The sequence below is a fragment of the Brevibacterium oceani genome (assembly GCF_017948325.1).
GTDB classification, from domain to species: domain Bacteria; phylum Actinomycetota; class Actinomycetes; order Actinomycetales; family Brevibacteriaceae; genus Brevibacterium; species Brevibacterium oceani.
The window spans coordinates 2,968,830-2,990,312 of the sequence record NZ_CP072846.1 but is presented as its reverse complement, the minus strand read 5'-3'; the positions used below and the strand labels follow the sequence as shown (position 1 = coordinate 2,990,312).

Annotated in this window: 18 protein-coding genes; 5 read left to right on the top strand and 13 right to left on the bottom strand. The window is 65.6% G+C overall.

Annotated elements, in window-relative coordinates; genetic code table 11:
- Positions 1-28: 28 nt before the first annotated feature.
- From J9314_RS13310 to speB, 4 genes are all read right to left on the bottom strand, one after another.
- On the bottom strand, positions 29-1,681 hold the full coding sequence (locus J9314_RS13310; RefSeq protein ID WP_210602810.1) for a thiamine pyrophosphate-binding protein: 1,653 nt from the start codon (positions 1,679-1,681) through the stop codon (positions 29-31).
- Positions 1,682-2,038: 357 nt separating this feature from the next.
- Positions 2,039-3,601, bottom strand: a complete 1,563-nt coding sequence (locus J9314_RS13305) for a sodium:solute symporter family protein (RefSeq protein WP_210602809.1) — start codon at positions 3,599-3,601, stop codon at positions 2,039-2,041.
- A 91-nt stretch (positions 3,602-3,692) separates the two neighbouring features.
- Complete coding sequence (locus J9314_RS13300) at positions 3,693-5,408, bottom strand: thiamine pyrophosphate-binding protein (protein WP_210602808.1); 1,716 nt, start codon at positions 5,406-5,408, stop codon at positions 3,693-3,695.
- A gap of 1 nt (position 5,409) precedes the next feature.
- Complete coding sequence (gene speB / locus J9314_RS13295) at positions 5,410-6,420, bottom strand: agmatinase (RefSeq protein WP_210602807.1); 1,011 nt, start codon at positions 6,418-6,420, stop codon at positions 5,410-5,412.
- Between the two features lie 202 nt (positions 6,421-6,622).
- Between speB and J9314_RS13290 the strand changes: the two genes are divergently transcribed.
- Positions 6,623-8,044 (top strand): PucR family transcriptional regulator, encoded by a 1,422-nt coding sequence (locus J9314_RS13290; RefSeq protein WP_210602806.1) that lies wholly within the window; start codon positions 6,623-6,625, stop codon positions 8,042-8,044.
- Between the two features lie 21 nt (positions 8,045-8,065).
- On the opposite strand, the gene J9314_RS13285 is transcribed toward J9314_RS13290, so the two are convergent.
- The 7 genes from J9314_RS13285 to J9314_RS13255 form a co-directional block, all read right to left on the bottom strand.
- Positions 8,066-9,175 (bottom strand): histidinol-phosphate transaminase, encoded by a 1,110-nt coding sequence (locus J9314_RS13285; protein ID WP_210602805.1) that lies wholly within the window; start codon positions 9,173-9,175, stop codon positions 8,066-8,068.
- A 104-nt stretch (positions 9,176-9,279) separates the two neighbouring features.
- Entirely contained in the window at positions 9,280-10,086 is an 807-nt protein-coding gene (locus J9314_RS13280) for a tetratricopeptide repeat protein (RefSeq protein ID WP_210602804.1), read from the bottom strand.
- On the bottom strand, positions 10,083-11,318 hold the full coding sequence (locus J9314_RS13275) for a vWA domain-containing protein (protein ID WP_210602803.1): 1,236 nt from the start codon (positions 11,316-11,318) through the stop codon (positions 10,083-10,085). Before J9314_RS13275 ends, J9314_RS13280 begins: the two co-directional genes overlap by 4 nt.
- On the bottom strand, positions 11,315-12,289 hold the full coding sequence (locus J9314_RS13270) for a vWA domain-containing protein (RefSeq protein ID WP_210602802.1): 975 nt from the start codon (positions 12,287-12,289) through the stop codon (positions 11,315-11,317). Before J9314_RS13270 ends, J9314_RS13275 begins: the two co-directional genes overlap by 4 nt.
- On the bottom strand, positions 12,280-12,732 hold the full coding sequence (locus tag J9314_RS13265; protein ID WP_210602801.1) for a hypothetical protein: 453 nt from the start codon (positions 12,730-12,732) through the stop codon (positions 12,280-12,282). Before J9314_RS13265 ends, J9314_RS13270 begins: the two co-directional genes overlap by 10 nt.
- Entirely contained in the window at positions 12,719-13,603 is an 885-nt protein-coding gene (locus J9314_RS13260; RefSeq protein WP_210602800.1) for a DUF58 domain-containing protein, read from the bottom strand. The genes J9314_RS13265 and J9314_RS13260 overlap by 14 nt, the downstream gene beginning before the upstream one ends.
- Positions 13,604-13,615: 12 nt before the next feature.
- Positions 13,616-14,611, bottom strand: a complete 996-nt coding sequence (locus tag J9314_RS13255; protein ID WP_210602799.1) for an AAA family ATPase — start codon at positions 14,609-14,611, stop codon at positions 13,616-13,618.
- Positions 14,612-15,263: 652 nt separating this feature from the next.
- Here J9314_RS13255 and nrdH point away from each other — a divergent pair.
- The 4 genes from nrdH (at position 15,264) to nrdF (ending at position 19,209) form a co-directional block, all read left to right on the top strand.
- On the top strand, positions 15,264-15,509 hold the full coding sequence (nrdH, locus tag J9314_RS13250; RefSeq protein ID WP_166973050.1) for a glutaredoxin-like protein NrdH: 246 nt from the start codon (positions 15,264-15,266) through the stop codon (positions 15,507-15,509).
- Between the two features lies 1 nt (position 15,510).
- Entirely contained in the window at positions 15,511-15,924 is a 414-nt protein-coding gene (nrdI, locus tag J9314_RS13245) for a class Ib ribonucleoside-diphosphate reductase assembly flavoprotein NrdI (RefSeq protein ID WP_210602798.1), read from the top strand.
- A gap of 5 nt (positions 15,925-15,929) precedes the next feature.
- Positions 15,930-18,056, top strand: a complete 2,127-nt coding sequence (nrdE, locus tag J9314_RS13240; protein WP_246490755.1) for a class 1b ribonucleoside-diphosphate reductase subunit alpha — start codon at positions 15,930-15,932, stop codon at positions 18,054-18,056.
- 181 nt (positions 18,057-18,237) lie between these two features.
- Positions 18,238-19,209 carry a class 1b ribonucleoside-diphosphate reductase subunit beta gene (nrdF, locus tag J9314_RS13235; RefSeq protein WP_210602796.1) on the top strand — a complete coding sequence of 324 codons (972 nt, stop codon included), beginning with the start codon at positions 18,238-18,240 and terminating at the stop codon, positions 19,207-19,209.
- A 316-nt stretch (positions 19,210-19,525) separates the two neighbouring features.
- Here nrdF and J9314_RS13230 read toward each other — a convergent pair whose 3' ends face one another.
- Together J9314_RS13230 and J9314_RS13225 are read right to left on the bottom strand one after the other, a co-directional pair.
- The gene (locus J9314_RS13230) at positions 19,526-19,696 is read right to left on the bottom strand and encodes a hypothetical protein (protein ID WP_210602795.1); all 171 of its coding nucleotides are present in this window, start codon (positions 19,694-19,696) and stop codon (positions 19,526-19,528) included.
- 400 nt (positions 19,697-20,096) lie between these two features.
- On the bottom strand, positions 20,097-21,392 hold the full coding sequence (locus J9314_RS13225) for a D-alanyl-D-alanine carboxypeptidase family protein (RefSeq protein WP_210602794.1): 1,296 nt from the start codon (positions 21,390-21,392) through the stop codon (positions 20,097-20,099).
- Between the last annotated feature and the right edge of the window lie 91 nt (positions 21,393-21,483).

Sequence of the window (21,483 nt, the reverse complement as noted above, 5' to 3'; positions counted from 1 at the left end):
GGACTCAAGACGAGCTGATTCGGACTCTTCACGAGTTCACGCGGATGACCTCTTCCTGGTACGGAGCAATGATCGCCCCCGAGATCCGCAGGTCGAGGAGGAGGAACTTCCGGTCCTCGACAGGAGTCACCGTCCACTCCTCGACGACGTCCAGATCGGCCAGCGATCGCACCTCGACTCCATGACCGCCGGCCGCGGTGGCCAAGGCGGCGAAATCGATCTCGTCGATGAGCATCGGCGACTTCTCGAGCCCCTTGAGCCCGTAGAGGTTGACCTCGGCCCCGTAGGCGGCGTCGTTGAAGACGACGGCGATGCCGCGCCCTCCGGCAGAGCGGATTGCAGTGTCGAGATCGGACAGAGCCATGGCACCGCCGCCGTCACCGGTGGTGAGCACGATGGTCGATTCCTGATTGGCTCGGGCCGCCCCGGCCACGCTGTGCCAGCCCAGTCCGATCGACTGGAAGGCCGTGCCGACCATCGCCAGACGATCGGGGGCGCTGGGCTCCCAGAACATGTTCGCCCACGCGATGAAGTGTCCGCCGTCGGAGACGACGACTCGATCGTCGGGCAGGAGCTCGCCGAGGCGGGCGGCAGCGGCCCGGGGATCCAGACGCCCATCCTCGGCGAATTCCCTGCCCACCTCGTAGGCGCGGTCGGCCGTCGTGTCCACGGTCTCGCGCCACCCGCTGGATTGAGCCCCGTCACTGCGCAGCCGGGTGACCAACTCCGAGGCGGCCAGTTTCGCGTCGGCGCGAACGAAACCGCCGACTCGGGCGTTCGTCGCACGATCATCGGTATCGATCTGCCACACCTGCGTCGAGGGATCGAAGAGCTCACCGAAACGCATCGTGAACTGATTGAGCGAAGCGCCGAAGACCACAGCCACATCCGCCTCACGAATGCGCTCCATCGCCCCCGGGGCTCCGAATCCGCCGGTCACGCCGAGGTCGAACTCGGCATCGGGGAACACGTTGCGACCCAGCGCGGTCGTCGCGGTCAGGGCGCCCGTGGCCTCGGCAAGGGCACCGAGCTCGGCCTCCGCACCGGCCAGCCAGGCACCGCGCCCAGCCAGGAGCACGGGTCGCTTCGCCTCGGCGAGTTCACCCGCCAACCGGTCGAGCAAGACCCGTACGAAATCGGTCGCCGGGGCCAGGGGAACAGGGCGCCCGGGGCCCGGAACTTCCGGGATCTCGCCGATGTCGAGGGTCGCGACGTCGTAGGGGATCGCCAGCACAACGGGCACGCGGTAGGTCAGAGCATGTTCGACGGCGGTGACGGTCGCGGCGGCCGCGTCGACCCGGCCCACGGTGTAGGTGCGCACACCCACTGCCGAGGCCATGGCGATCTGATCGACGTCCCAGGGGCGCGGGCCTGACGTGGGCTCATCACCGACGACGAGGACGAGTGGCACCTTCGCCTGTGCCGCCTCGGCGAGAGCGGTGAGCGTATTCGTGAAGCCGGCGCCGTACGTCGTGGTGGCCGCGGCGATCCGCCCGGAGGTGCGGAAGTGCGCATCGGCCGCGACGACGGCTCCCGCTTCGTGCCGAACTGCGGTGTAGTTCGCCGCGGTCGAGGTGAGCAGGGCATCGAGGAAATAGGCGTTGCCGTTGCCCATGAGACCGAAGACCTCATCGATGTGGCGGGCAAGAGTGTGGGCGACGTGTGCGGAGGTGTGAGCCATGGGAGACCTTTCGCGAATGAGATATGGAAATGAGGGATCCATATATGTCTCACACGCTGGTTCGGCCTCCTGCGACCCGTTCGGCCCTTGCGACCTCTTCGGCTGCTGTGACCAAATCGGGCGCCGACCCGGCGGCTTCGTGCTCCTTTTTCGAGCACCGGCTGATGTGCGCTCGCCCTACTCGCCGTCTTCCGGCGTCGCTGAGAGCAGCTCAGCCTGACTCTTCGAATATAGGTGACTGTGGCGCTCGTCTCCAAGTCGCGCGGGACCCCAGCGCGCAGATCCGCACCCATCAGAACTACCTGACGGCGGCCCAGCAACCTTGCGCGAGGTTGCTGGGCCGCCGTCGGGTAGTAATCAGCGGCTCAGGCGCTCCTTCCACGCGGCCATGATCTCCGGTGAGGTCGGCTTCGATGCGAAGGATCCCACGAGGTAGCCGATGAGTGAGGCGATCAGACCGAGGTAGATGGCCTCGTTCGAGTAGATGCCCATCGTGATCATGATGACGACCGTGGTCACGGCGCCGAGGATCATGCCGGCCATGACGCCGACGATGGTTCCCCGCTTGAACACGAGACCGCCGAGGATCGGGATGAAGAGACCGGCGACGAGGAGGTTGTACGCGACCGTGAGCGCTTCGACGACGCTGGGCATGATCATCGCCAGAACCAGCGTGACGACGCCGAGGCCGATGAGGTAGATCCGCGAATCGCGGATCTCGTCCCCGGTCTCGCGGACGAGGGACTTCACCAGCGTCGACTTTGTCCCGGATGCGCTCGCCGAGGTGGTCCCGCCCGATCCGTCGACCGATCCCGCACCGTCGGTCGGGTCCGACCCGACGCTCGCCGAGGCGGCCCCACCCGCACCGTCGACCGAGACCTCAGGCGCGACGTCCCTGCGTTCGAGGATCGGTTCGACGATGTCCTGCCGACACACGGTCGAGGCGGCCATGAGCGAACCGGAGGCCGTCGACATCATCGCGGCCAGCGCCGCGGCGAGGACGAGGCCGGCGAGGACCGGCGACATCGAGGCGCCGACGACGGCGACGAACACATCATCGGGAACCTCGATTCCGGGAACGATCTTCGTCGCGGCCATGCCGATGAGCGCACCCGCGACCGCGTAGAGCAGGCAGTACACGCCGGCGGAGAATCCGCCCCATCGGGCCACACCGGGGGAGCGGGCGGTGAACACGCGCTGCCAGATGTCCTGCCCGATGAGCAGGCCGAGGGTGTAGATGAGGATGTAGCCGAGCACGGCCTGCCAGCCGATGCCCACCGGTGAGGTCTGCTCGGCCGGCAGCGAGGCGAACAGATCGCCCAGTCCGCCGGACTTGCTCAGCACGATCGGGAGCATGATGAGGAAGATGCCGATCGTCTGGATGAGGAACTGGACGAAGTCGGTCAGAGTGATCGACCACATTCCTCCGAGCATCGAGTAGAGGATGACGATGCCGCCGCCGATGAGCACCGACCAGAACTTGTTGAGATCGAACAGGGCGTGGAAGATCGTGGCGTAGGCGACCGTCGAGGTCGTCGAGATCATCAGCCCGTAGGCGGTCATGATCGCGCCCGAGACGAACCGCGAACCCTTCCCGTAGCGGAGTTCGAGCATCTGCGAGACCGTGTAGATCTCGAGCTTCTGGATCTTCGGGGCGAAGAACAGCGACAGGGTGATGATGCCCAGACCGATCGCGAACACCAGCCACATGCCCGACAGCCCGGCGGTGTAGCCGAGGCCGACCCCGCCGATCGTCGAGGCCCCGCCGAGGACGACGGCCGACATCGTGCCCGTGTAGAGCCAACCGCCGAGGCGTCGGCCGGCGACGAGGAAGTCGTCCTGGTTCTTCGCCTTGAATCTTCCCCAGATTCCGAATCCCACCATGGCGGCGAGATAGATGATGACAACGAGTGAGTCCACTGCGACTCCTTCTTTCGGCTCGGCTCGATAGCCGATGCTTGGTTCGACTCGGTGATCGACCCGCGGCACGAGCGCCGCGGGTCGGTTCGGATCAGTTTCCGACGGTGATGTGAATGACGGTGGGTACGGTGCGATCGAGCGCCTCGGCGACGGTCGACGGCAGGTCGGAATCGATGTCGGATTCGGCGATCGTCACCCCGGCCCCGCCCATGGAGCGGCCGAGGGAGGCAAAATCGGGGCGCGCCAGCCGGACCGCGAAGGGCTCCATGTCCCGCTCGACCATCTGACCTTCGATCTCCGCATAGCCGCCGTTGTCGACGACGACGAAGGGAATGCCCAGCCCCAGCTCCGTGGCCGTCATGACCTCCTGGACGGAGAACATGGCCGCTCCGTCGCCGACGATGCACGCGACGGGACGAGTCGGATCGGCGACCTTCGCCCCGAGTGCGGCGGGAATGCCGTAGCCCAGGGTTGCGAAGCCGGGCATGTAGAGCAGCTGGTCAGGGGTCCGTGCGGACAGGGCGTGCACGGACCCGTCGTAGGTCACCTGCGAGGAGTCACCGGCGATGACGACATCCGGCCCTGCACCGTCCTCGACGAGCCGGGTGACGCGGGATCCGATCGATGAGAAGTCGAAATCGGCGTCCCGGTTCTCCCGGATCTCTTGGACCCGTGCGGCCCCGGATCCCTTCGCCGAGGCGGCCGTGCCGTTGGTCTCGGGCGACTCCGATCCGAATCCACCCGCCGCGGCGGCGGTGGCCGCGTCGTCCGTCGCCGTTCCGTCGTCGAGCACGTCCATGAGCGCGGTGAGGAATTCCGCGGTGTCCGCGCAGGCGAGGATGTCCCCGGGCAGGTTCTTGTTCAGCTGATCCGGGTCGATGTCGCAGCGGATGACGGTCTGTTCGACAGACTGATCGCGGACGCCGATCGCACTCTGGGCGCCGATGACCCCGCCCCACAGGTCCGAGTCCGCCAGTTCCGAGCCGAGGACGATGAGCACATCCGCTGCAGCGGACTCGGCCTGCACAGAAGGGAAGCGGACGTTCGAACCGAGCGAGAGCGGATGGTCCTCGGGCAGAATGCCCTTCCCGTTGGCCGTCGTCGCCACGGGAGCATCGAGTGCCTCGACGAAGCGGGCCACCTCGTGCTGCGCGCGACGAGCTCCCCCGCCGGCGATGACGAGCGGACGCCGGGCGGACCGGACCGCCTCGGCGGCGCGGGTGACGACATGATCGTCGAGGGCGGGACGACGACCGGAGAACGGGGCCGGGACGCTGCCGTTCCAGGCTCCCTCGAGCACATCGAGGGGGACCTCGATGTGCACGGGTCCGGGGCGGGCGGAGTCGAACATCGCGAACGCCTCGGCGACGGCCTGGGCGGCACCCTCGGCGGTGCGGGTGCGCTGGGAGGACACGAGCAGCCGGCCCACCGCGCCGGAGGAGTCCTTCGTCTCGTGGAGCATGCCGACGTCGGCGCGTTCGAGTCCGGTGGGCACACCGGGGGAGAGGATGAGCATCGGACGCGACTCCGCATACGCGGTCGCGGCGGCGGTGAGGACGTTCGTCAGTCCCGGACCCGAGGTCGTGATGACGACCCCGGGCTTGCCGGAGACGAGGAAGTATCCGTCGGCGCCGTAGCCGGCTCCCTGCTCGTGCCGCGGTGTCACCGCGCGGATCCCGTACTCCGGCAGGTGCCGGTAGAACTCGAGGTTGTGGGTGCCGGGGATGCCGAAGATCGTGTCGACGCCGTGCGCGGCGAGGGTGGCCACGACAGCCAGCCCGCCGTTGCGGAATTCCTCGTTCGTCATCTCAGACTCCGAGGGCTTCGCCGGAGGGACCGGTCGGTTCGGTGGCGCCGTTGGCCTCGGCGGCCCACAGGGAGAGCATCTCGTAGCCGACGTGGGCGGCGGCCAGGCCCGTGATCTCGGCGTGGTCGTAGGCCGGGGCGACCTCGACGATTTCGGCGCCGACGACATTGAGGCCCTGCAGACCGCGGATCGAATTGAGCAGCTCCCGGCTGGTCATGCCGCCGGCCTCGGGGGTGCCGGTGCCGGGTGCGGCGGCCGGGTCGAGGACATCGATGTCGACCGAGACGTAGACGGGGGCGTCGCCGAGACGGGCACGCATGCGGGCGACGACGTCGGCCACCGAGGTGAACTGGTATTCGTCGCTGCGGATGATCTGGAAGCCGAGCACACCATCGTCCTCGAGGTCCTTCTTGCCGTAGAGAGGTCCGCGGATGCCGACGTGCATGCAGGATTCGAGGTCGAGCAGACCCTCCTCGCTGGCGCGGCGGAACGGGGTGCCGTGCGTGTACGGGGCACCGAAGTACGTGTCCCAGGTGTCGAGGTGCGCGTCGAAGTGGAGGACGGCGATCTTCCCATGCGTCTTGTGCAGGGACCGCAGGTTCGGCAGGGCCAGGGTGTGGTCCCCGCCGAGGGTGAGCAGCTTGGCACCGTCGGCACGCAGGGCATCGGCGTTGGCTTCGACGGTGGTGATGGCCTCTTCGATGTCGAAGGGGTTGACCCCGAGGTCACCGCAGTCGGCGACCTGCTGCCAGGTGAACGGGTGGACGTTCGTGGCTTGGTTGTAGGGGCGCAGCAGCTTCGAGGACTGGCGGATGTGGGCGGGGCCGAAGCGTGCTCCCGGGCGGTAGCTGACGCCGGCGTCGAAGGGGATGCCGATGACCTTGACGTCGATCTTCTCACCCGGACGTTCGGCCTCGACTTCGTCGATGCGGGGCAGCAGTCCGAAGGTCGGGGGTCCTGCGTAGCGGGGTGTCTTGCTGTAGTCGGCTGGGCCGAGTGGTTGAGACGACATCGGCTGTCTCCTTCGTTCTCGCGAGTTCATTCTGGCGGGCGAACCGACCCAGGCAGGTCGGCGTCCCTCTTCGTGTAACCGACCCAGGGGGTCGGCGGCGCTCGGCCGGTGTGCCATCAGCCTAGGACGTGGCGCAGGCAACACCGATATCCGTCATGGATGAAATGGGCAGAGGAGTGTCCGGAATGGATAGCATGGGTGCATGGTCAGCCTCGAACAGCTGTGGTCGCGCAGCGAACTCGCCCTCGACGTCCTCGTCGACTCGCCCACAGCCGCCGAGCAGGAGGTGACGATCGTCCACTCCTCGGAGCTGCCGGAGGTCGACGAGTGGCTCGCCGGCGGAGAGGTGCTCCTGACCATCGGGGTCGGGCAGGACCTCGGGGCGGAGACGGTCAAGGACTATGTCCGCCGCCTCAAGGCAGTCGGCGTCCATGCGCTCGGCATCGGGCTGGGCTCCGACCTGCCGTGGCAGCACGTGCCGCCGATCCTCATCGCCGAGGCCGAAACGGTCGGTCTCCCGCTCTTCGGGGTGCCCGAACCGGTGCCGTTCGTCGCCGTCGTCGATGCCTTCACCCGCATGCGCGAGGCCGAGACGAATCGTGAGCTGACCAGGGCGAGCAGCGCCGCAAGACGCTTCGCCGCCGCACTGGCGCAGTCTGGACCGGCAGCCCTGGTGGCGGATCTGGCCGAGACGCTCGGCACCCGGGTGCGCTTCGTCTCGCCCACAGGGCGGGCCCTGACCGGAGAGGACGCCGATCCTGATGTGCGTAAGGTGCTCGTCGAGGAGTGCCTGAAACCTTCGCTCGCCCCGCGGCTGATCCGCACCGGGGAGCACATCGTGGAGGCCGTTCCGCTCGGCAGCGAGCGTCCGCTGGGGTGGATCCTCACCCCCGCCGAGGCGGCCGGATCTCCGAAGACGCGTGCCCTGCTCCTGTCGACCGCGGCCTCACTGCTGGCGATGACGCTGTCGGATCGGCCTGCCCGGACCGGGCGATCACCCCTGTTCACGACGGCGATGACCACCGAGGAGGCACGCGCCGAGTGGGCGCGGGCGACGGGGCTGGCACCGGTGGCGACGATCGGGATGCGCATCTTCGGCGGGGTGCGCGGGGATACGGCGGAGAACCTCATCGCCGATATCGTCGGCGAAGCGCTGCTCACCCGCGCCGGGTCGATCCTCGGCGTCGCCGGCTCCACCGAACGCGGTCTCGACGACCTCGTGCTCAGGGCCGCCGAGGCGACGGGGCTGGAGGCGCTGACGGAGAAGAGAGTGGCGCCTGTTCGGATCCACCACGCGTGGACGCTGTGGCGGACCCAACACGAATCAGCGGCATCCGAGGTCAGAGCTCTGCTGTCCTCGGTCGATGAGGATGCTGCCACCCGCTTCGTCGACGGTGTCCTCGGCGAACTCATCCGCGCCGGGGGAGGCCAGGAGCTGTTGGAGACGCTGCGGGTCTACATCGCCGCCTCGGGAGCCAGGGAGCAGGTGGCCGTGGAACTCGGCATCCACCGTCACACGGTGCGTGCGAGGCTGAAGAAGATCGAGTCGCTGCTCGGCCGGGATCTCACCCGGGCCGGCGACGTCCAGGCCGTGGCGATGGCCCTCGAACTCGCTGAACTCTGATGACGGCCGTGCACTCCCGCCCTAGCCGAAGTGTTCGGCCCGGAAGGTCCGGGCGATGTCGAGGACCCGGTCGAGCGCTTCGTCCTCGCCGATGCTGATGCGCACCCCGGCACCGAGGTTGCGCACCGCCACTGCCTGTTCGACGCAGGCGTCTTCGAAGGCGGAGGACTTCTCACCCAGCGGCAGCCACACGAAGTTCGCCTGAGCCTCGGGCACGTCCCAGCCCTGTTCGCGCAGTGCCTGGGCGAAGTCGTCACGGGTCGCGGCGATCGAGCGGGCACGTTCGAGCACCTCATCCCAGTGCCTGAGCGATTCGACGGCGGCGGCCTGGCTGAGGTCGGTGACACCGAAGGGGATGACGGCCTTGAGCAGGCCGGTGATGACCTGCGGGTGGGCCACCGCGTAGCCGACGCGCAGTCCTGCCAGGCCGTGGGCCTTGGAGAAGGTGCGCACCAGCACGAGGTTCGGGTGGTCCCTGACCAGTTCGAGTCCGCGGACGCGGTCGGGGTCAGTGGCGAATTCCCAGTACGCCTCGTCGAGGGCGACGAGGACATGGTCGGGGACCTCGTCGAGGAAGGCGCGCACCTCGGCGTCGGTGAGGACCGGACCGGTGGGGTTGTTCGGTGAGCAGAGGATGATGAGGCTCGTCCGGTCGGTGACCGCTCGCGCCATCGCCGGCAGGTCATGGCGGCCGTCGGCGGTCAGCGGCACTTCGATGCGTGCGGACCCGGCGAGCCCGGTCGTCTGCGGGTACATCTCGAACGACGGCCACGGGTAGATGGCTGCGGTGCTCGCGTCCGAGGTGATCTGGGTCAGAGCCACGAGCAGTTCGGAGGCTCCGGTGGTCACGACGAGTTCATCGATCCCCACGCCGAGGCGGTCGGCCAGTCCCTCTCGCAGCGTCAGAGCCGCGTCGTCGGGGTAGTGGGCTGGGTCCGTGGCGTGGGCGACCATCGCCTCGAGCACCGCGGGCAGGGGTGGGAGGAAGTTCTCGTTGGAGGAGAGTTTGAATGACCGCAGTCCGTCGACCTGCCGCGGGGGCTTGCCCGGAATATAGGGCGGGAAGGTGTCGAGTGCGGTCCGCAGGCGCGGCGTCGACGGAGCAGGAGAAGAGGGGTTCTCGGCGTTCATGCCCTCATGATGTCACAGGCGCATGGGCGGACGATCGCGTGGGAGTCCCGTCCGCGGCGAATCGTTCTCGCATCCGGATTCGGACCGAGGCCGTCTCGTCCGACTCACCACGGTTTGTCCGGTGAGGACCGTCCGCCGTTGCCGCCGGGACCCTGCTGTTGCTGTTGTCGGTCGGAGTCCTCGCCGCGCTTCTCCAGCTCCTCCCGCTTCTTCTCGCGTTCGGATCTGCCCTCGGATTCGTTCGAGTCATCCGATTGGTCGGAGTTCTCCTCCTCGGACTTCTTGCCATCTCCGTCGGAGGACTTGTCGTCGGACTCCTGATCCTTCGAATCCTCGTCTTGGGAGTCGCCACTCGAATCGCTGTCGTCGGTGCCGTCGTCCTTGGCCTGCTCGCCCTTCTTCTTGTCTTCGACGCGGTCCTTGGCCTGCTCGCTCTTCTGCTTCTCCTCGCTCTTCTTCGGCTGGCATTCTTCGGGTGCCTCGTCGAGAGTCTTGAGCGAACGGTCGTAGAGTTCCTGCGACTGGTCGGGATCCTGGGACGAGATCTCATCGGCCTGCTTCTCGTAGACGAAGGACAGGTTGATCCGGACCGCGCATTCGGCGGAGGTCGGTGCGATCTCGAGCGCGGCTTCGAGATCGGCCTGAGCCTCGTCGTAGTCGCCGACGGCCGCCTCGGCGGTGCCGCGATTGAAGTAGCCGATGTGCCGTTGGAGGGGGCTGAGCCGCAGGAACGCCGTCGCTGCCTTCTTCGCACCGGGGAAGTCGTTCGAGGCGTAGCGGACCTGGGAGGCGGTGCCGAAGTACGCGGTCAGACCGACATAGGCGGCGACGAGGGTGAACACCGTGCCGAGGATGAGGTTGATCTTCGTGATCCGGCGCAGTCGCGACCACAGGCGTCTGATCCGGTTCATCGGGGGCCTCCTCGCTGGCCGGGCTGCACGGGTGGGGCGGACTGCACGGGCTGGCCGGGCACCCCGCCAGGACCGGGTCCTAGAGGTTCGGGTCCTGCAGGCATGCCGCCTGGCCTCGGCTGGTAGGGAACATTCCCGGGTCCGGGAGGGCCGCCTCGGCGTGGGCGTGGGGGAGTGATCGCCTTGAGGCGGAGGTATTCGCGGACGCCGAAGACCAGTTCCACGGCGATCCAGGCGAAGACGAGGATGAGGGGAACCCAGAAGTACTCGTCGACGGTGACTCGGCCGTCCTTCTTCACCAGGGCCTGGTCGTACTTCGGGGCGGTGTAGACGCTGGAGATCTCACCCTTGCCGTCGCGGTGGTGGTAGTCGACGCCGAGGTCGGAGGCGATCCGTTTGAGGTTTCCCTCGTCGATCTTCGAGATCCCCGGATTGCCGTTGCCGTCGACGATGTAGTCATCGTGGTCGGCGCCGTTCGTGTCATCATCGCCGCCGAGGCCCGGTTCGTCCCCGCCGGTGCCGTCGCCGACACCGGTGCTGTCGCCGACGCCGGAGCCGAAGGGCTGCGAATCCCGCATCTTCCCGCCGGCTGACGTGCCGTAGCCGAACACCGCGCCGCTGTCGATGCGGGAGGCGAAGGACGACCACGAGTCGGGGTCCTGGTCGACCGTCTGCTCACCGTCGCCGAAGTAGAACACGACGCTCTTATTATCGGGTCGGTCGTCGGAGTTGGCGCTCATGCGCTTGTCGAGCTCGTCTCCGGCCTCGGTGATCGATGACCCCTTCGAATTCACTGAGGTCTCCGGGGTCAGCACGTCGACGGCGGAGGCGAAGGCGGTGTGATCGGTCGTCAGCGGCATCACCGTCGCCGCGGTCGAGGCGAAGGTGATGATGGACAGGCGGGTGCCGGGGAACTCGTCGGCCAGCGCGAGCATGTCCTCCTTCACCCCGTCGAGACGGGTCCGGTCTCCGTCGAAGTCCTCGGCGGCCATCGACGTCGTCGTGTCGACGACGAAGTACACGTCCGCTTGGGCCTCGTACTCCTCGGTGGTCGACTTGATCGGAATGCCGGGGCGGGCGAGTGCCACCGCGAGGATCGCGACGACGCCCATCCGGGCGAACCATTTCCATCGCGGACCGTCGCCGCGGACGGCGGGAATGATGCACACCGTGAGCAGGGCGAGGACGATCAGGCCCCAGCCGAACCAGGTGAAGACGGGATCGAAGATCATGATTTCGTCCTCCATGCCAGGACGAAGACTCCGGCGAGCCCGAACACGGCGAGTCCGAGCGGGATCGCCGGCATGTCGTGGACGATCGTGTAGGAGCGGCCCGGGGTGTTCTCGGCCTCCTGGCTCTGGATCTCCTCGACGATGCGGTCGATGGTCGAGGCCGAGCCCATGTCGAACTGCTTGCCGCCGGTGCGGTCGGAGACCGATTTCAGCTCTTTCGTCTGCGTCGTCGTCAGGATCGAGGGCGGGGACAGGCTGTAGACGCGCACGTCGGCATCGACGGCGATGTCGGCGGCCTCGTTGAGGTCGAACAGCGGATCACCGGCGAGCATGTTGTCCGTGGCGAAGACGATCGACCTGGACCGCTTCTCGTCCTTCCGGTCGAAGTTGTCGACGCAGCTGACCAGCCCGTCGCCGATGAGGGAGGACCCGCCGATGTTCGGAGGCGAGGTCGACCACGAATAGTCGGTGCCCTCCGAGCCCCAGGTGCGGAAGCCGTCCTCGGCCTCGGCGAGGAAGTTCTCCACCATGTCGTAGTCGTCGGTGAGTGGGAACGCCGAGACCGCTGTGGCATTGAAGACGGTCATGCCGATGCGTTCTCCGTCGAACCGGTCGACGAGCTCCTGGTAGGCCTCGAGCAGGTCTGCGTCGTAGCCGAGCATCGAGCCGGAGACATCGAGGCAGAGCATGACGTCGCGCAGCTTCTTCTCCGGATTGACGGTTTCGATCCAGGCAGGGCGGGCGATGCCGGCCAGGGAGGAAAGACCGGTGAGGACGATGACGCCGAGGAGGGCGACCGTGGTGAGCAGGCGGGTGCGCATGGCTCGGCGGAAGCTCGGCAGGCTCGTCATCCGACCGCTGTGGGCCACGGGCAGCGACGACGCCGTGGCCTTCGGACGGCGGAAGAACCAGACCGCCGCAACGGCGAGGACTGCGAGGATGAGGGCCAGCCACCAGAATATCAGGACCATCGGGCCACCAACTTCCTGGCATCGGCGATCTGCGCGTGCAGGTCCGCCGGTTCCGTTTCTGCGAACTCGGCTTCGTAGAGGCCGAGCAGACACGCGGCGAGGTCGTCGAGTCCGGCGACCGCGGCATCACGATAGGTCAGGTGCTCGGACTTCACACCCCAGGCGTCATGAGCGAAGTCGCGGACGATCTTCGCCAGCGACCGCGCCGAATCGCGGACATCCGCGTTCTCCGAGTCCAGATCCGACTCCACGTTGGAGATGCGTGAGAAGTAGGTGCTGCGCACCGGGATCGGGATGCGCGGACCGCTGGCTCCGGTGGCCCCGGCGGCGAGCCGGATGAGCGGGGCGAAGAAGTTGCCGGCGACGATGAGCAGCACGAGGATCACCGCGACGTACCAGGCGGGTGAGATCTGCAGCGGACCGACGAGTTCAGCGGGGCCCACGGCGGTGCCTCAGCAGAAGGGTGTGGAGTCGGCCCAGGGCCGACTTCGGATGATCGATCTCGGTGTGGGCGATGCCCAGCTTCGCGAGAAGGTCGATGCGATGCTGTCGGCGGGCCGCCTCGGCGAGGGCGAATTCCTGTCTCACCTGCGGTTTCGTCATCACCGCTGACGGCAGTCCATGATCGGGGCGGGCGACGTCGAACGGCGCCGAGGCGGCCGGCAGTCCCGCGAGATCCGCGTCGGTGACCGTGATCCACAGGACCTCGTGCTGGGCGCGGAGTCGACGGATCGTCGCCTCCTCGTCGGGGCCCAGCGGGGCCTGGTCGGAGATGACGACGAGCAGCATCCGATGGTTGATGTGGCTGCTGATCCACTGCAGCTGGGTGTTGATCGACCCGGGGGAGTCGGTGCCCGCTTCGGCGAGGATCTGCTGGAGGAGGTGCTCGAGGTGGGCTTCGCTGCCCTTCCGCGGGGAGGCGGTCGTGCGTTCGGCGCTGCCGTGGATGAGCATGACGTCGTCGCCGTGGCGCACGGCGAGGTAGCCGATCATTCCGGCCATGAGGATCGCCAGGTGGCGTTTGTCCGCTCCCGCCGAGGTCACGGCGTCGAAGTTCCGTGAGGTGTCGACGACGAGGCCGAGGATGTGCCTGCGATGGGCGACATAGCGTTTGACCAGGGTCTCGGTGTGGCGGGCCGTGGCCTTCCAGTCGATGTCGCGGATCTCGTCGCCGGGGATGTAGTCGCGCAGATCATCGAAGTCGAGGCTGTGGCCGTGGAACACCGAGGAATAGTCGCCGTCGAGGAGACGACGGGTGCGCCGGTGGGCGTGGATGGTCATCCGCGCCTTGATGCGATTGAGCAGGACAGTCATCGTCGCGGCCGATCAGGGGGTGGGCACGGCCATGAGGAGGGCATCGACGATCTGGGCGCTCGTGATGTTCTCGGCGGCGGCTTCGAAGTTCAGCTGGATGCGGTGGGCCAGCACCCGGTGGGCGAGGTCCTTGATGTCCTCTGGGATGACGTAGTTGCGGCCGCGGATCATCGCGAGCGCCCGGCCGGCATTCGTGAACGCGATCGAGGCGCGCGGGCTGCCGCCGTACTCGATGAAGGGGGCGTAGCGGCCGAGGTACTTCGCCGTGTTGCGGGTGGCGTGGACGAGTTCGACGAGGTAGCGGGTGATCGCGGGGTCGATGTAGATGGTGCGGGCATAACGCTGCATGGTCACCACATCGTCGAGGCTGCACGCCGGATCCGGCACCGAGTCCCTGTCGAAGACGCCGGAGTCGAGGCGGGTGAGGATCTCGACCTCTTCGTTCGGGTTCGGATGGGTGAGCAGGTCCTTGATCATGAATCGGTCGAGCTGGGCCTCGGGCAGCTGGTACGTGCCTTCCTGCTCGATCGGGTTCTGCGTGGCCATGACGAGGAACGGGCGGGGGAGTTCGAAGCGCTGACCGCCGATGGTCGTCTGCTTCTCCTGCATCGCCTCGAGCATCGCCGACTGCGTCTTCGCCGAGGACCGGTTGATCTCGTCGAGGAGCACGATGTTCGCATGCACCGGGCCGAGCACGGTGTTGAACGAGCCTTCATGGGCGTTGTAGATCTGTGAGCCGATGATGTCGGCCGGCAGCAGGTCGGGAGTGCACTGGATGCGGGAGAACTTCCCGTCCACGGCATTGGCCAGGGCCGCCGCGGCCGTGGTCTTCGCGAGTCCCGGGACGCTTTCGAGGAGCAGATGGCCGCCGGAGAGGAGCCCGATGAGCAGGGATTCGCGCAGACGCTGCTGACCGACGACGAAATGGTCGAGATAGGACTCCAGCCCCTTGAGGATGGTCTGCGCGTATGCGATCTCCTGGGTGTTGGCCGGTGCGGTCGCCGTCATAGTCCCCGTGCCTCTCGATTCGATGCGGTGTGGTCTCCAGCATATTGGTTGGCACTGACGTGAGACAGCCCACCACGTGTCAGTGCTGACACACGGCGCTTTGCACGATGCGGCTGCCGGTGATGTCTGGCCTGGGGCACAGCACGAATCTGTCGTGGAAAATTTCCGAGCGTGCGCCTGTTCCGGTCTCCGTGCCTGCGCCCGTTCCAGTCTCCGTGTCAGTGCCGACCTGTAGCGTCGATGGGACCGATCGAGGACGGTGGACCGAACGCACTAGCGGAGGTGGTGGAAATGGTCCCGACACACCCACAGGCAGAAATTTTTTCTGTGGACAGCGGTGGAAAACTGCGTCGGGAAATCGGTGGAAGAACAGCTCGTTCGCCGCCGTCCCCAGTGTCCTCGCAGGTGATCGAACTACATGGCTGTCGTTCACAGCCTGTGGACGACTGTGGACGATGAGCACACAGGGGTGTGGACCGTCGAAATGACACTGGTGTAACACTGGATATAGGGGTAAGGTCGTACCCGAACACAACATCTAGTGGTCGCCCCTGGGCCTGCGCGTCGTGATCTTCATCATGATTCGGCAGGCGGAAGGCCCGATCACGCCACACAGAACGCGGAAGCCGCAAGGCAGAATTGAGGAGTCGCCATGATCACCGTGTACACCAAGCCCGCTTGCGTCCAGTGCAACGCCACCTACCGTGCGCTCGATGCCAAGGGCCTGAAGTACAAGTCGGTCGATCTCAGCGTCGATGAGAACGCCCTCGACGTCGTCAAGGCCATGGGCTACATGCAGGCACCTGTCGTCGTCACCGACAACGATCACTGGTCGGGATTCCGCCCGGACAAGATCGCCACCCTGACCGGCGAGCAGACGGCGTCCGTCGTGGCCTGAAATGCTCCTGGTCTATTACTCCAGCAGCTCTGAGTTCACCCACCGCTTCGTCGGCAAGCTGCGGCATCCGGCTCTCCGGATTCCGCTGCTGACGAAGCAGGAGACGCTGAGGGTCGACGAACCGTTCGTCCTCGTGACTCCGACCTACGGGGCGGGACGCAATCAAGGCGCCATCCCCAAGCAGGTCATCAAATTCCTCAATAACGAAGAGAACCGACGGCATCTCGTCGGTGTCATCGGCGCCGGAAACACGAACTTCGGCGAAGATTACTGTCGCGCGGCCAAGAAGGTCGCCGTCAAATGTCAAGTACCCCTCATGTACCGAGTCGAACTCCTGGGAACCCCGGAGGACGTCGATGCGGTGAATCTAGGATTGGACAAACTGTGCGCGAGCTCGCTGAAGACCGCAATGTAGAGGACATCATCCGCGAAGAGACGGACCTGGACTACCACGCGCTCAACGCCATGCTGAACCTGTATGACGAGAGCGGACGGATCCAGTTCGAACGTGACAAGCAGGCTGCCCGGCAGTACTTCCTCCAGCATGTCAACAACAACACCGTCTTCTTCCACGACCTCAAGGAGAAGCTCGATTACCTCGTCGAGAAGGAGTACTACGAGCCCGAGGTCCTGGAGCAGTACTCGTTCGACTTCATCGAGGCGCTGTCGAAGCGCGCCTACGACCAGAAGTTCCGCTTCCAGACCTTCCTGGGCGCCTTCAAGTTCTACACCTCCTACACGCTCAAGACCTTCGACGGAAAGCGCTACCTCGAACGCTTCGAGGACCGCGTCGTCATGGTCGCCCTGTTCCTCGCCCGCGGCGACGAGCTGCTGGCGACCCAGCTGGTCGACGAGATCATCTCCGGCCGGTTCCAGCCGGCCACTCCGACCTTCCTCAACGCCGGCAAGAAGCAGCGCGGTGAGCTCGTCTCGTGCTTCCTGCTGCGGATCGAAGACAACATGGAGTCGATCGGCCGGTCCATCAACTCCGCCCTGCAGCTGTCGAAGCGCGGCGGCGGCGTGGCCTTCGCCCTGACGAACATCCGTGAGTCCGGTGCCCCGATCAAGAAGATCGAGAACCAGTCCTCCGGCGTCATTCCGGTCATGAAGCTGCTCGAGGACTCCTTCTCCTACGCCAACCAGCTCGGTGCCCGTCAGGGTGCCGGTGCCGTGTACCTGCACGCCCACCACCCGGACATCTACAGCTTCCTCGACACCAAGCGCGAGAACGCCGATGAGAAGATCCGGATCAAGACCCTGTCCCTGGGCGTCGTGATCCCCGACATCACCTTCGAACTGGCCAAGCGCAACGAGGACATGTACCTCTTCAGCCCCTATGACGTCGAGCGCGTCTACGGCATGCCCTTCTCCGACGTCAACGTCACGGAGAAGTACACTGAGATGGTCGACAACGCCTCGATCAAGAAGAAGAAGATCAACGCCCGCGAGTTCTTCCAGACCCTGGCCGAGATCCAGTTCGAGTCCGGCTACCCGTACGTGATGTTCGAGGACACCGTCAACAAGGCGAACCCGATCGACGGCAAAATCATCATGTCCAACCTGTGCTCGGAGATCCTTCAGGTCTCCGAACCCAGCCGGTACGACGCCGACCTCGGCTACGACGAGATCGGCAAGGACATCTCCTGCAACCTCGGTTCGCTCAACATCGCCCTGACGATGGACTCGGAGAACTTCGGACAGACCGTCGAGACCGCGATCCGCGGGCTCACTGCCGTCGCCGAGACCTCGGACATCCAGTCTGTGCCTTCGATCGCCCGCGGCAACGACATGTCCCATGCCATCGGCCTGGGCCAGATGAACCTCCACGGCTACCTCGCCCGCGAGCACGTGTACTACGGCTCGGACGAGGGCCTGGACTTCACGAACATGTACTTCTACACCGTCGCCTACCACTGTGTGCGGGCGTCGATGGAGATCGCGAAGGAGCGGGGCACCACGTTCGCCGGCTTCGAACGGTCGAAGTACGCGACCGGCGAATACTTCGACAAGTACACCGATGAGGCGTGGGTTCCGCGCACCGAGCGGGTCGCGCAGCTCTTCACCGAGGCGGGCGTGCACATCCCGACTCAGGACGATTGGCGCGAGCTCAAGGCCCAGGTGGCCGAGCACGGCATCTACAACCAGAACCTGCAGGCCGTGCCGCCGACCGGTTCGATCTCCTACATCAACAACTCGACGTCGTCGATCCACCCGGTGGCCTCGAAGATCGAGATCCGCAAGGAGGGCAAGGTCGGGCGCGTGTACTACCCGGCTCCCTTCATGGACAATGAGAACCTGAAGTACTACCAGGATGCGTACGAGATCGGGTACGAGAAGATCATCGACACCTACGCCGAGGCCACGAAGCACGTGGACCAGGGCCTGTCGCTGACGTTGTTCTTCATGGACACCGCCACCACCCGTGACATCAACAAGGCGCAGATCTACGCATGGCGCAAGGGCATCAAGACCATCTACTACATCCGGCTCCGGCAGCTCGCGCTGCAGGGCACGGAGGTCGAGGGCTGCGTCTCCTGCATGCTGTGACCATCGAATCCGGCGGACCGATGCGAATCGGTCCGCCGGATTCATGCGGGGTTCGCTCGGACACATCGACCATCGGCCCCGACGGATCGGACGCTCGTCTGTGCAGCAGACCGTTGAATCTCAACGCGAAGACGACTTCGTGACTTTTGCAGAACTGGACTTTTTGGGAAGAGGGAAATCCTTGGAGAATCTGACTCTGGCCTCGCATGTCGACGCCATCAACTGGAACCGCGTCGTCGATCCGATCGACGATGAGGTGTGGGATCGCCTGACCGGCAACTTCTGGCTGCCGGAGAAGGTTCCGCTGAGCAACGACATCCCCTCCTGGGCGACTCTGACCGAGGACGAGAAGACCCTGACGATGCGCGTGTTCACCGGTCTGACCCTGCTCGACACGATCCAGGGCACGGTCGGTGCGATCTCGCTCATTCCTGACGCTGTCACGCCGCACGAAGAGGCAGTGATGACGAACATCGCGTTCATGGAGAGCGTGCACGCGAAATCGTATTCTTCGATCTTCTCCACGCTGTGCTCGACAAAGGAGATCGACGAGGCCTTCCGCTGGTCGCGGGAGAACACCTACCTGCAGTCGAAGGCTGACATCATCCTCAGCTACTACCGGGGTGACGACCCGCTCAAGCGCAAGGTCGCCTCGACGCTGCTCGAGTCCTTCCTCTTCTACTCCGGCTTCTACCTGCCGATGTATTGGTCGGCGCATGCGAAGCTGACGAACACCGCTGACCTGATCCGGCTCATCATCCGCGACGAGGCCGTGCACGGCTACTACATCGGCTACAAGTACCAGAAGGGGCTTGAGTCGCAGTCCGAGGAGCGCAAGCAGGAGCTCAAGGACTACACGATGAACCTCATGTTCGAGCTCTACGAGAACGAGGTCTCCTACACCCACGATCTCTACGATTCGGTGGGGCTGGCCGAGGACTGCAAGAAGTTCCTCCACTACAACGCCAACAAGGCGCTGATGAACCTCGGCTATGAGGCGATGTTCCCCAAAGAGGTCACGGACGTCAATCCGGCGATCCTCGCGGCGCTTTCGCCCGGCAGCGATGAGAACCACGACTTCTTCTCGGGCTCGGGCTCGTCCTACGTCATCGGCAAGGCCGAGAACACCGAGGACGAGGACTGGGACTTCTGATCTGACGTCATCGCGGATCGCACAGAGGTCCGGGGTCGCAGCTGTCTGCGACCCCGGACCTCTTTTCAACGTTCACGCCGCCGGGCAGGCGGCCTCACGGCCGGGTCGACAATCGGCCGGGCAGACAGTCTCACGGACGGGCAGACAGCCCCACAGCCGGGCAGACAATCGGCCGGCTCAGCCGTGGAACTGCGTCTGGAACGAATCCGCCCTGACCACAAGACATGGGGCTTGGAATACTTCCGTATGAACGAGCGAACGCCCACTCGCTGCGTAAAACCCGGCAGCAAGTGGGCGTTGTCGTGACCTGTGTGGATCAGGCGGCGGCCATCGGCGTGACCTCACGCAGCGAGGTGCCCGTGAAGAGCACGATGCGACCGGTCGCATCCTCGATGGTGACTTCGCCGGGAGCCTGACGGCTGATCCTGGGATCGATCATCCCTGCGTGTGCGAGTCCGCGCTGGACCCACTGTGGGAACTCAGACATGGGTTCCCTCCTTTCTTCAGTTGTGAATAGCGGCAACGACGCGCACTATTCCTCAGGTTGTCTAGTCGGCGATGGGTAGTCGCCGATGGGGATCTGCAGTTCGAAGAGATACAGTGTCCGGATCATTCATCCGAAATGATGAACCAGGATCGGAGCCTGCGACTCAAATGGATTGTCGGCAGGAGCAACGCATCGATCGGTTCGATGAATGCGGACAACTTCGAACGCAAACCACTATCATAGCCGTCCATGACCGCCACTGTCCATTCGAGGTGGTGGAGCCCACAGAAGCAGGCGTCGAGGCTCGTCCCTACTGACCGCACGGCCCAGACCGTGTGTGACACGCGATTCGCGCGCACACATTCCCCTCGCCGAGGTGGCGCGGCCGCGTCGAGATGGCTCAGCGACGGCCCTGCAGGCGTCCGCGCAGCCTGACCCACAGCACCGCTGTGAGGATGAGCAGGACAATGCCGGCACCGAGGAGGCCGAGTGCCAGGGGGTTGTCCATGGCTGCGCCCAAGGACCGGGAGGCGAGGGAGGAAGAAGCCTGGCCGTCTCCGTCATCGTCTGCGGAATCCTTCGCCGAGGCGGCCGTTTCGTCCTCGTCCCCGCCGGCGTCGCTGCCGCTGCTCGGTGCCGTCGGCTTCGCCTCGGCGGTGGCCTGCACGCCCACGGGGACGGTCTGCAGGGACTTCGGTTCCTTCTGCGCGAAATCCCATTCGAGAAGATCCACGGCGACCTGCCTCGAGTTGTTGTCGATGCCGAGCATCGTCGCAACCACACGGTGACCATCGCGCTCAGCGACAGCCACATAGGAGCCCTTCGCGGCCCGAGTGAACCCGTTCTTCAGGCCCAGACCGCCGTCGACCTGACCGACGATCTTCGTGTGGTTCTGGATCTCGTAGCCTTTGAACTTCTCTTTCGTCTGCGGGTTCTTCCCGCCCGGGAATTTGAACGTCTCCGTCCCGATGACCTTCATCAGGTAGTCGTCCTCGCACACCGCCCACGCAAGCTTCATGAGGTCTTCGGCGCTCGTGTACTGGCCCTTGGCGTCGAGGCCCGAGGTGTTCGCCGCATGGGTATTGGACATGCCCAGTTCCGCGGCCTTCTGGTTCATCAGCGACACGGCCTTCTTCTGCCCGCCGGCGGCTCGGCCGAGGGCATTCGCGGCATCATTGGCACTCGACATGAGCATCGCGTGGAAGAGCAGGTCGATGGTGTACTTGTTCTTCTGCATGAGGCCGACCTTCGTCCCGTCGATCTCCATGTCTTCGAACTCGGCCGTGACTTTCTTCTGCTTGTCATCGAGGACGTCGACGAGGGCCAGCGCAGTCAGCAGCTTGATCGTCGAGGCAGGAGCATGCCTTTTCTCCACGTTCTTCGCCACGTGCAACTCACCGGAGTCGAGGTCGCCCACGAGCCAGGAGGTGCCCGTCGGCTTCGGGGCCTTAGCTCCGTCGCCGAGGTCGTCGGGACTCACATATGCCGGTGCCGTCTCTTCGCCGGTCGGAGTCGTCGCCGAGGCGGCGGGGGAGAGGACCAGCTGAGCAGCGACAAGCGCGAGGGTCAGCAACGCGGTGGCGACCGACAGGAACCTCGGCTGCCCGAAACCGGAGACGGGTCCGTCGGCGGTCGCAGTCGCAGACCTCGGTGTCGAAACGGTCGTCGGGGAAGCAGTGGAGCCGGTGGAACGCATGCGCCCCAGTCTACTTTCGCCTCGAGTCGTCCGTATTCAGGTTTCCCTCACCGAGGCGGCCCCACCGAGAGCTCCCAGTGCTCGCTCACCG